9 protein-coding genes are annotated in these 10,659 nt (G+C 64.7%); 3 read left to right on the top strand and 6 right to left on the bottom strand.

Going from position 1 to position 10,659, the window contains the following annotated elements; all coding sequences use genetic code 11:
* The 4 genes from AC1VAN_RS08130 to AC1VAN_RS08115 form a co-directional block, all read right to left on the bottom strand.
* The coding region (locus AC1VAN_RS08130; RefSeq protein WP_480985598.1) for a hypothetical protein at positions 1–416 on the bottom strand (416 nt) is incomplete at its 3' end.
* Positions 416–1,597, bottom strand: a complete 1,182-nt coding sequence (locus tag AC1VAN_RS08125) for a nucleotidyltransferase domain-containing protein (RefSeq protein ID WP_442251568.1) — start codon at positions 1,595–1,597, stop codon at positions 416–418. The genes AC1VAN_RS08130 and AC1VAN_RS08125, both read right to left, overlap by 1 nt.
* A gap of 10 nt (positions 1,598–1,607) precedes the next feature.
* Positions 1,608–2,768 carry an SAVED domain-containing protein gene (locus AC1VAN_RS08120; RefSeq protein WP_442251569.1) on the bottom strand — a complete coding sequence of 387 codons (1,161 nt, stop codon included), beginning with the start codon at positions 2,766–2,768 and terminating at the stop codon, positions 1,608–1,610.
* Positions 2,769–2,899: 131 nt separating this feature from the next.
* Complete coding sequence (locus AC1VAN_RS08115; protein ID WP_478013509.1) at positions 2,900–4,027, bottom strand: tyrosine-type recombinase/integrase; 1,128 nt, start codon at positions 4,025–4,027, stop codon at positions 2,900–2,902.
* A 103-nt stretch (positions 4,028–4,130) separates the two neighbouring features.
* Here AC1VAN_RS08115 and AC1VAN_RS08110 point away from each other — a divergent pair, with 103 nt between their 5' ends.
* The 3 genes from AC1VAN_RS08110 (at position 4,131) to AC1VAN_RS08100 (ending at position 9,345) form a co-directional block, all read left to right on the top strand.
* Positions 4,131–4,685, top strand: coding sequence for a DNA-binding protein (locus AC1VAN_RS08110; RefSeq protein WP_480985597.1), 555 nt, complete (start codon positions 4,131–4,133; stop codon positions 4,683–4,685).
* A gap of 1,709 nt (positions 4,686–6,394) precedes the next feature.
* The gene (locus tag AC1VAN_RS08105) at positions 6,395–7,021 is read left to right on the top strand and encodes a response regulator (protein WP_480985596.1); all 627 of its coding nucleotides are present in this window, start codon (positions 6,395–6,397) and stop codon (positions 7,019–7,021) included.
* The gene (locus AC1VAN_RS08100) at positions 7,018–9,345 is read left to right on the top strand and encodes an ATP-binding protein (protein ID WP_480985595.1); all 2,328 of its coding nucleotides are present in this window, start codon (positions 7,018–7,020) and stop codon (positions 9,343–9,345) included. Before AC1VAN_RS08105 ends, AC1VAN_RS08100 begins: the two co-directional genes overlap by 4 nt.
* Before the next feature lies 1 nt (position 9,346).
* Here AC1VAN_RS08100 and AC1VAN_RS08095 read toward each other — a convergent pair whose 3' ends face one another.
* The gene (locus AC1VAN_RS08095; RefSeq protein WP_025877209.1) at positions 9,347–10,102 is read right to left on the bottom strand and encodes a SapC family protein; all 756 of its coding nucleotides are present in this window, start codon (positions 10,100–10,102) and stop codon (positions 9,347–9,349) included.
* Between the two features lie 111 nt (positions 10,103–10,213).
* Positions 10,214–10,486 carry a hypothetical protein gene (locus AC1VAN_RS08090; RefSeq protein WP_025877210.1) on the bottom strand — a complete coding sequence of 91 codons (273 nt, stop codon included), beginning with the start codon at positions 10,484–10,486 and terminating at the stop codon, positions 10,214–10,216.
* Positions 10,487–10,659 lie beyond the last annotated feature (173 nt).

The following is a 10,659-nucleotide window of genomic DNA, read 5'->3' as shown; positions in this document are numbered from 1 at the left end:
TGCTCCAGCTCCTCGAACGGGTAGCCGGCGTAGCCCCGTTGCCGCCAAGATGCGGCGTATAGGAATGGGATCACGCACTGATCGACGTAGGCGAGCAGGGTCGGTGAAGGACCGAGCTTGAGCTGCAGCTGCAGCGGCGACCCTAGGCAGAGGTTGCCGGCGCTGTTGACGTGGTTGTCCGGCGTGCGCGGGACACGTTGACCCTCCTCGTACACATTCGGCAACGTCTCTGTCGAAAACAGAGGCACCTCCAGGCGTACCTGGTATGTGTCGGTGATGGCGGGGCGACCCGGCGGCACCCAACTGAAGTCGAGGAYGCCGCCGACGATCACGACGTCGGCACGGCGGCTCGGCCGTCGGCGCAACCGCGGCCACGCCGTCAACAGTTCGTCGACGTGGGACTGCAAGAATTGCATCACTCGCGCCAGGGGCGCGCCGGCGCGGAGTCGACGTGCACCTGCCGGACCACCGCCGGCGCGGCGACGACACCGGCCAGGCCACGGAATGCGTCCTGCGACAGCTTCAGTCCGAAGTGGTCTTCCGCCATCTCGACGAGACGTCCGGCGTGCGGACTGTCTAGGAACGCGGCGAAGTCGCGGTTGGCGGCTTCGACCCACTCGTGGAAGTGGCGCTTTAGCTCGAGTTCGAGGCAGTCCTGGCGGTGCCAGCGATCGGCAAAGTTCTCCTGCGGGTTGATCGGGTTGCGGATCTCGTCGGCGCCTGAAAGCCTGAACTCGTCAAGCTCCAGCAGGACCCGGCGCAAGGTCTGGGTCAGCGATTCGCCATGAACGTACACCTGGCCGGCGATAGTGGTGACCAGGATCGAGGCCGGCTTGACGTCCGGATCGCTGGCGAAGCGAATGTCGCGGTGCCGCTTCAGCAGTTGCACGACCTGCTGCAACGCTGTCTTGCTGCGGTAGACCGGGACCGGGTCGATCTGGGCCTCGGCAAGTACACCGCGTTGTTCGGGCGCCCGCATGCGCGACAGGAACCATTGCAGGTAGCCACCGGGGTTGCTCGACGGCCAATCACGGCTGCGCGTGCGGTAGGCGCGATGCTGCTGGTCGGTGATCCAAAGCGCCTTGCGGGCGATGTCCTGGGCCAGCGCCGCCGGGACGCCATGCAGTTCCATTTGCTCGCGCAGGTAGCGGCGGCGGTCGTCATCGGCCCGGATACCGGGAACCACGTCCAGGTGGAACGGGAGCTCCTTATCCTTGTAGCGCAGGCGCCAGCAGCGGTTCTTCGGCTGCAGCGGCCGGTCGATCTGGCGGGCATGGCGGTACGCCGCCAGCTCGCCCCCGACCAAGTCCTTCAGGTCCTGCTGGGAATGCGTATCGCGTGACACGCCCTCTCGAAGCTTACAGGTGAAGTCCAAATCGTACTCGTCGTCGTCGTTGATCGGCCGGATCGCGGTACCGAGTGCGAAAGACCCCTGCACGAAGACATGGGCGTCGTGTCGGGCCAACGTGGATTCAGGGCGCGCGATCCACCGCCCGAGATCCTTGTAGCGGCTTTCTGCCCGCTCGTAGGCATGAGCGGGCAGATCGATGTCCTTGAGCAGGACTTCTAGGCGCGAGTTCGGGGCACGGCTGTCCATCACAATCACCTCAGCGTTCGATCAGGGGCAGGGAAAGGGCCGGATGAAAGGCACCGTGGCCTTTGTCCGCGTCGTACACATGGAAGGGGAAACTGACCTTTGGCTTGACCGCGATACCGAAGGCCATCGCAAGCGAGGCCGGCATCGCAGGAAACACATGGATCGGCGCGGTCTTCGGCAACTGGGTTTCCAGTTGCGCCACCACGCTAGCGACCTTGGCGCGAAACGCATCGATCGTCGCGGGCCCTTGGACGAGATCGAGCCGCGGTCGGTCGACGGTGACGTGAATCACCGAGGGTTGATCGTGGTTGAGGGCAGTGCAGATGCGCTCGGGTTCGATCACGCCGGACAGCGAGAACACTAGGGCAACCGGACCATCCCAGTGCGTCGGCCATTTGATGTCGAAGACACAGGCCGGTGCATCCTTGTCGGGGAACTGCCAGCTCTGCGCGTGGCGGTCCCACTGGAACGGGTACAGCTCACTGGAGTGGCCGAGCGCGAATCCCATCACCATCAGCGCCGGCATGTCGGCAAGACCGAACAAGGCAATTGCGCGATCGGATTCAGGGCGCGCTTGCAGCATTCGCACCTTCTGGCGGATGGCAGTCAATACGTGCAGCCAGTACTCCGCACTCTGCGGCTCGTAGCCACTGGCATCAACGTCGACCTCGACCGGCCGTTCGGTCAATACCAGCCCGCGCTGCACCGCGGCCTTCAGGGCGCTGGCCGCATCCCCGGCCATGATCTGGCGCCCGATAACCCCACGAAAGTGCAGCCCGAGCACCTTGCGGCCATGGCTGTGCTGGCCGGCGACGCGCACCGCGGCCTCGTGCTGTTGTTTCCACTGCGCCAGCAGGGCTTCGGGGTAGTGATCTTCCCAACCAGGCTTATCGACCACGGCGTGGTGTGTGGGGCAGAACAGAATCAGGTTGCCGGGATCGTCCGACAGCGGGTGAGAGCGCCGCGCATCGCCTCGCGGCCCGTCGGCACTGGCGGCAACGTTGTGGGCGAGCTCACCGAACCCGCTCGGCGTCAGGTAGAGGGGGTCCTGATACAGCACCGCGCCGCAGCCCGGCCACGCGCATACGCCGGCACCGCGGGCCCACACCTCTCGTTGCGTCGCCGGTGAGACCGCCTTGCCGCGCGTCGATTTGCCCGCCGCCTTGCCCATCTGTCATCCCCCAGAAGGTGGTTGAGTGTCCCATCGTGCTCGCCCGATGTCGCACACGCTGCGACAAAACCCCAAGGACTAGACACTGAATGCGACGCTTACCCCTCCATCTTGTGGCGCGTGACACTGTTTCAAGGGGTGCTGCTTGACTGATCCCCATCACTCGAGGTAAGACCGCCGTCCAACAGGCGCGCCGCCGGATTGTCGGCCGCGGCACCAGCCTGGAAATACCCCACCACACTCGACACCGAGCGGTGCTCGGTCAGCTGCATAATCGCCGGCAGGGCCACCCCTTGGCGGCTGGCCTCGGTCACGAACCCCGACCGTAGGCTGTGCCCACCAAAATCCCCCTCCAGCCCGGCCAGCCGCGCCCGCCGCTGCACGATCTCACCTACGGCGGCCGGGGACAGGGCAGGGCCGACCCGCTGTTTCCACAGCCGCCGGAAGATTGCCCCCTCGGTGAGGCCTGAGGCATCCAACCACTCCTCAAGGGCGAGGGCGGCCCGATCGAGCACCGGCTTATTCGGCGTCGAGGTGGCCTTAACCCCGGCCTGCTGGGTCTTACTGTGCTCCAGCCGGTAGATATAGCCCGCCTCGCCAATCCGGCGCAGGTCGCGCAGGTCGGCAGCGGCGATCTCGCTGCGCCGGCGGCCGCCGCTGGCAAATCCGAAGCAGAGTAGGGCGCGATCGCGCAGACCTTCTAGGCTATCGTCACAGGTGGCCAACATGGCCTCCAGCTCGGCCAGGGTGATTGCGGTCTTCTTGCGTGGTCGCTCGCCGCGCTTGACCGCGGCCCGCGCCGCTCGACTGAGTACGGTGCGGATTGCCGGCTGCTCGCAGGGATTGGCCACTTGCTTCAAGCGGTGCGCGGTGGACAGCACGGCAACGCGATGGCGCACGGTCGCCAAGGTCCACGGGCCGACCTTAGCCTTAAGGCCAGCGGCCACCAAGGCCTGGTCGAGGGCTGGTGGAAGTTCCCAGGCCAATTCGCCGTCGGTCGAGCGGCGCTGTACGTGATCAACTACGAACTGGAGCACGATGGACTCGGGCACCGGCAAGGCCAATTCAATGCCGTAGCGCGCCGTATGCCAGCCGGCCCAGTAGCGCAGGGCGCTGGTGTAGCTGCGAGTGGTGTTCTCGGCTGCGGCTTCGGCCAGCAGCTCGCGGACCGCATCGGCAGCCTGTTGGGCCAGCTGTTCGGGCAGGACCAGGCTGGTGGCCGTCGCGGCAAGTACGGGAATTGTAGAAATATCTTTCATACTATGTAATGTACGCTACGCTTAGACGACCATACCCACGATAATCATCACTTATCGTGAGTACACTACCAGCAGAGCAGGGCGCCAGTACAGGAGACTTCGCATGGCCCGCGGCATCACTGAGTCTGACGTCCATACCGCCGCCGACGAGCTGGTGGCCAAGGGCGAGCGCCCGACCGTCGAGCGGATCCGGGCTCACCTGGGGACAGGCTCACCGAACACCGTGACCCGCTGGCTGGAGACGTGGTGGAACCGACTTGGTACGCGCCTGCAGCGAGCGCGTCCGGAACTGGAAGATGCGCCAGCAGTGTTGGCAGAACTCGCCGGGCAATGGTGGGAGCTGGCGCTGAAGCATGCCCAGGAGGCCGCCCATCGAGAGCTTGCAGAGGCTAAGCAGTCGTTGGCCGCCCAGCGTGATGCACTGGAGGTCAAATCACGGCTTGTAGATGGCGAGCTGACGCAAATGCGTTCAGAGCGCGACGCTGCACTTACTGGAGAGAGAATTGCAGCTACGCAAGCTACAGAGCTTCAGCAGCTAGTTGGACTGGGCCGAGTACGTCAGATCTGTCGAGAATCGGGCGCTGAGCGATGTCGACCGCGCGCGCCAAGAGGTGAGGGAGCTTCAGGCGCAGCTGAGCAAAGCAACCGAACAACATAGAGCCCTTGAGAACCAGCTGCGCCAAGATATCCAAGCCGCCCAATCAGCGGCAACCAAGGCAGGTCAATCTGCCGATATTCTGCGCGGCAGATGTGATGCGCTCGAAGGGCAATTGACAGGACTTCGGGATTTGCCGGCCCAGTTGGAAGTGGCGCTCAAGCGATCCAAGGAAGCTGGCATCGCTGCTGATGCCAGACCGAAACGCAAGCGGTCGAAACAGACTAACCGGGGGTCGTAGTCACAACCGCTGATCGAACATCTCAGTTGACATCAGCGCGAGTTGACTAGACTACCGCCTTCATCGGCTACCGCGGCCAGAGCGACTAGGCCGTCTATCGAAACCACCTGAGCGGTCACCCAGCCGCTTGTTCTGACGATACGCCACAAAAATTGCGGCAAGGGTCGCCGTCACCGCCGAGAACATGACGAGAGCGGCAAAGAGAGTCATCTGCTGAAAAGTGGACAGGGATGCTAGGTAGCTCATCGAACGCCTCTAACCAGAATACCGAAACGGAAATCAGCGCACGCGATCGCGGAACTCGATGTTCGCCATAGACGCAAGCATAACTCTAAGACGGCAACGGTTCGCACCCCGACATATCCGAACATCATCGAAAGCAGGCGCTATGTGCGGGCAACATGGCTGCATTCTGCGGGCACCATGGCTACATTGCAGGTAGAACACAGTCGTTCCGGCAACCGCCGAAGCAGCATCGGCCAGCAACTTATATGCTGCGCTACAGCTTGCTAACGAGCAGCTGGGGGCGTATGTGGGCAGCATGACTACATTGTGCGGGCCCGATGGCGACATTGGAGCTAGAGCGCCGTCGCTGCGGCGACCACCAAAGCTTGGCCCAATTTTGGAGCGAGGTTCCGAGGCGGAACGGCCGAGCTAGGCTCGCAACCAGGGCAGGTTGTCCGCGGCAACCAGAGGCGACAGGCGCTCGCCGCCGTACAAGTAACACTTTTACATGGCGCTGGGTAACAGATTTACCTGCTTCGTCACCGGCGGCAGTTCCCAGGCCAATTCGCCGTCAGCCGACCGGCGCTTACGGCATTTCGCATAATGTATATTATGTTCAAAGCAGACCGGACATCGACTCCGCTACCGAGCCCGGCCAATGGCACCCCGGACATCACCCGGGCCCCAACCCAGCCGTAGCTTCTCTGTCCCCCCTGGTCGCCGGCGCCCCACAAGGGGCAACCCGGCATGTCCTGGCAGCACACGCCCACACGAGCAGTCGCAAGGTCCAGTCTCCACTAGTCAGGCGTACCTCACCGGACCAACGTTCAATTCTGAGGGAACCCAAGCCCTCAGCCCTGCAGAATTCAACGCCGGCGGACCCGCGACCACCGTGACGCGTCACGTTAATTGCGCCCGCCAACCCGTCAATCGCGCCGCTCTGGAACGTCTCGTGATTGGACCCGTCCTTGACCGGAGCGTGGACGCTGGCATCTCGCCAGCGGAGCACGCACTCAACTTGAGCAGTGCACGCGGTCCGCGCGCTCATTGCAGACGCGATTCAAAAATCATCAGACGCAACAGGCTACTTCGCTGCACCCGCGCTGTGCAGATCCCGACACAAACCTCCAACTTTTCCTACTTCCACTCTAGGAAAAATCTCAAAAATCGAATGTTTTCGATGCTCGACGCGACAGCGGCGCCAGAATGAGTGCCACGCCACTGGGCGCTGACAACACTCCTGCGCATGAACGGATTCCCTGCACCGCGCCGGCTTCGCCTGGCCCTGCTTGATGACCATGACGTCGTCCGCCGCGGCACGGCCTTCCACCTGGGCAACGACAGCCGCTTCGAGATCATCGCCAGCCACAGTGACAGCCAGGCGTTCGTGCAGGCGCTGCAGCAGCGTCATGCCGATGTGGCCATCATCGACATCACCCTGGCGCCCGGTGATATCAGCGGCACCGAGCTCGTCGAGCACCTGCGGCAGGCATTGCCGAGGGTAACGCTGCTGGGTTTTGCCGGACAGACCTCGGTGGCGATCATCAACCACCTGTTGGATGCCGGAATCAGCGGCTTTGTCGGCAAATCCGAGCCGTTGATTGAACTGTCCGACGCGGTCGTACGCGTGTCCCAAGGGCTCTGCCGCATTCCGCCGTCGTGCAAGCTGCTGACGCCCTGCGATGCGCTGAGCCGCAACGAGCGCGAGGTCATCCGGCTGGTCCTGGATGGGCTGACCGTCTCGGAGATTGCCTTGYATCGCCACCGCAGCATCAAGACCGTCAGCACGCAGAAGATTGCCGCGCTGCGCAAGCTGGGGTTGCGCAATGACGCGGAGATCTTCGCGATACGGCAGCAGTTGGAGGCACTGTGACCGCGCTGTTCAAGCGTGGCCGCAGGCTCATGCTGCTGGCGCTGTTCACCCTGCTTCCCTGTACGTCCGCGGGCGACATCCAGCACGGAAAATGGACAGCGGGGCGCGTGGTCCGGGTGGCCGCGGCCCCCACGCTGCACCCTGTGCCCGAAGATGCTGCCGACCCCGAGGTGCTGCAGACGCTGGCGCATGGCTATGCCGCGCTCGTGGCCCGCCATTCCGGCCTGACCTTCGTCGAAGTCCCTTTTTCCAGCACCCTCGCCGCGATGACCGCCGTCTGTGAGGGGCGGGCCGATCTTGTGCTGGCGATGGGTGCTGACGATGGGGCACGCCTGCCCTGCCCCAGCCTGGCGCCCTCGCGCAGTTTTCCTGGCGGTGCCAGCGTGCTTGCCGGCCGCATTGGCGAGCGCTTGCCGCAGCGGGCTGCCGATCTCGGCACGCTGCGCATCGCTGCTGTTGAAGGAGGCCCCTACCCTGTGTGGCTCGCACAGCATCACCCTGCAGTGCCTGTGCTGCCGCACCCCAGCATGCGGGCGGCATTGGCTGCCGTGGATGCCGGCATTGCCGACGCTGCGATCGGGCTGGAATCCACTGCAGGTGCGATAGCACGACGTCACTTCTCCCACAGCCTGCGGTTGCAGACAGTGGATGCCGATCTTTCGACCCAGCTGCATCTGCTTGCCCGGCGCGAAGACCAGGCGCTGCTGGATCGTATCGAGGCGGCATTGGATGACATCACCATCGAAGAGCATGCCCAGTTGCTGCAGCGCTGGGCACGGCAGACGCTGCCGGCCGCGCTCGGCCAGAAGGTGCGCGAAGGCCTCGATGGCACCGTAGTCTGGCTGTTGCCAGCCGCAGCCCTGCTGCTGGCATTCCCCTTGCTGGCTGCACGCAGGCTGCGCCAGCAGCAGGGTCTTGATCAGAAGCAGGCGCAGATGACGGGCATGATCAGCCATGAGGTGCGCAATTCCGCCCAGGCCGTCATGGCGTCGATCGACCTGCTGGGCCAGGCGCCACTGCCAGCCGGGCAACGCGAACTGGTCGCCGCTGCGGCCACCGCCAGCCAGACATTGCGCGGATTGCTCAACCGCACGCTGGACTTCTCCCGCCTGGCCAGCGGCACGTTCCGGCCAAAGCGGGTGCCCTGCAACGTCCCTGCGATCTGCACGCAGGCGCTGCAGGCCATTACGCCCCTCGCGCAGAAGAAGGCGCTCAGCCTGCAGCTCTGCGCACCGCAGGCGCCGTTCCCGATGCTGGCAACGGACCCGGACTGCCTGCGCCAGCTGCTCGACAACCTGCTCGGCAATGCCGTCAAGTTCACCGACGTAGGCGGCGTTGAACTGCGCCTGCAGCTGGATGCGCCCACGAAGAACGCATCACTGTTGATAGAGGTCATCGACAGTGGCATCGGCATCGCGCCAGCGCAGATGAGCGCCCTGTTCGAGCCCTTCCGGCAGGCCGATGCAGGCAGGCAGCGCGGTGGCAGCGGCCTGGGCCTTTCCATCTGTCGCACGTTGGCCGAGGCCATGGGCGGCACCCTGGATGTCCATAGTGTGCACGGCCGTGGCAGCCGCTTCATTCTTCGCCTGCCCGTGCAGCAGGTGCAGGAAGATGCACCGGCTACTGCCGCTGCGTCCGCCCTGCCCCGGCTGGCCGGCACGCGCATCCTGCTGGTGGAGGATCACGCGCTGACCCGGCAGGTCATTGCCGCCCAGCTGCGGCGCTGGGGCGCGACGGTGCAGGAGGCTGCCAATGCCGAAGATGCCTTGGCGGCCCAGATGCAGGCGCCCTGCCCGCTGGTGATGCTGGACATCGGTCTGCCGGGAATGGATGGCTACGCGCTGGCCCGGCAATTGCGGCTGCATGAGGCAGAAGGCGCGCCGCGCGCCCGGCTGATCGCGCTTTCCGCTTTCACTGGCGACGATCACACGCTGCGCTGCCAGGTTGCCGGCATCGACGCGGTATTGCTCAAGCCGTTGCAGGCCGATGCGCTGCTGCAGGCGCTGGACCAGCCTGTGCCCGGCCGTGCCTTCGAAAGCACTGCCCGCGAACTGCTGGCCGCCTACGAAGAAGATATCGATCGCGAGCTGCAATGCCTGCACGAAGCGATCGTTCGTTGCGATGCCGCGCAGCTGCGCCATCATGCGCATCGCCTGCAGGRCGTGCTGCAGATGCTCAACGGGGGCGGCATGGATGCACGCGCCGGCGAGCTATGGGAGCTGGGCGATCGCGTGCCGCCCGGCTGGGACGATGCGCGCCAGCTGCTGGCCGAGCTGCAGTCGTGGCGCGGCTCCCGGGCTGTGGGAACCRCGCCGTCGCCCTGAATCAGGCGGCGTTGCGACCTGCCTGGCGGCGGGTCAGGTCGTTGAAGCGACCCAGCGACATCAGGTGCTGGTGGATGAGCGCCAACCAGCCGTTGCGGTGCCATTCGATGACGGTCGCATCCGGCAGCGCAATGAACTTCTCGACGTCGACCACGAAGAAGCCATTGAGGTTGAACTCGCGACCATCGGGCAGGCGCACGGTTGCATTGCGCTCGACCAGCAGGCCGTTGTCGACCAGTGCCTTGGAGAAGGCCTGGGTCTGTTCGTGCTCGCGGGTGAACTGGCCGCAGAACTCAAGCGCCTGCTGCACCATCTCGGTGGCCTTGCCATCGACGAACAGCGGCTGGCCTTCTTCGCCGCCACGGACGATGCGCGGGCTGTCTTCGTCGATGCCGAGCAGGAAGTCATTGTCCGCGCCGGTGTCGATGAAGATGAAGGGATGGCGGCGCAGGTAGGCCGGGATGTAGGTCTCGTCGTCCCACAGGCCATCGGTGATGAACAGGTTGTCGGTGGTCACGCCCACGGCGGCCATCGGCACCGCGCTCGGGCCTGCGAACAGGATCGGGAAGTGGTGCAGCGCCAGCGAGAATTCGCCCAGCACCAGCGGGATGGAGTTACTGCTGGCAGCGAACTCGAGCTTGCCCGGCAGGATGCGCAGATCGGCGTGCAGGTCTGCCTGCAGCGGCACCGGGCGGGTGTAGAACAGGGGCGCGCTGCTCGGCGCAGCTTCGGTGGTGGTGTCGCTGGTGGTGGTCATCGTGGAAACCGTGTCGATCATGCGCGCCTGCCATCCCGGGCGCGCCAGCGGGAACAACCTGAATCCCGCATTATCAACAAGGCAGGTGACAACGGCCACCCCGCCGCCGACTTATTTCAACTGCAACGGGTAGCGCTGCCACAGTACGTGGACCAGGAAGCCGGCCAGTTCGGTGTCGCGCGCACTGACCGCTGCGCGGATCTTGTCCAGCAGGACCATGTCGCTGCAATGCCGCACATCGGCGTGGTTGGCCTGGCCAGCGCGCCGCGCCCGATAGCGTGCAGCCCGCTGTGCGTCGCTCATTGCGTACCCGAACTTGGGCGGCCGACCGCGTTTGCGCGGCAGGGTCAGCTCCAGGGTTCCGGGATCATTGTCATCACGCATGGGCAGGGTGCGGGCGGCGGCAAGCAACGGGGGGTGCGCAATTTATCGTGAGGCATCACTTTAATCCAGCTTTTTCTGCAGTTTTGTTGCAATGCAATGCAGGCACGTGGCGCACGGATGGCACCCATCCACGCATGACGTGGGAAGTAGATCCACGCCATGCGTGGATGACC

The organism is Stenotrophomonas sp. 05L44_2 (assembly GCF_056665995.1).
This window is presented reverse-complemented; position numbering and strand designations above follow the sequence as displayed.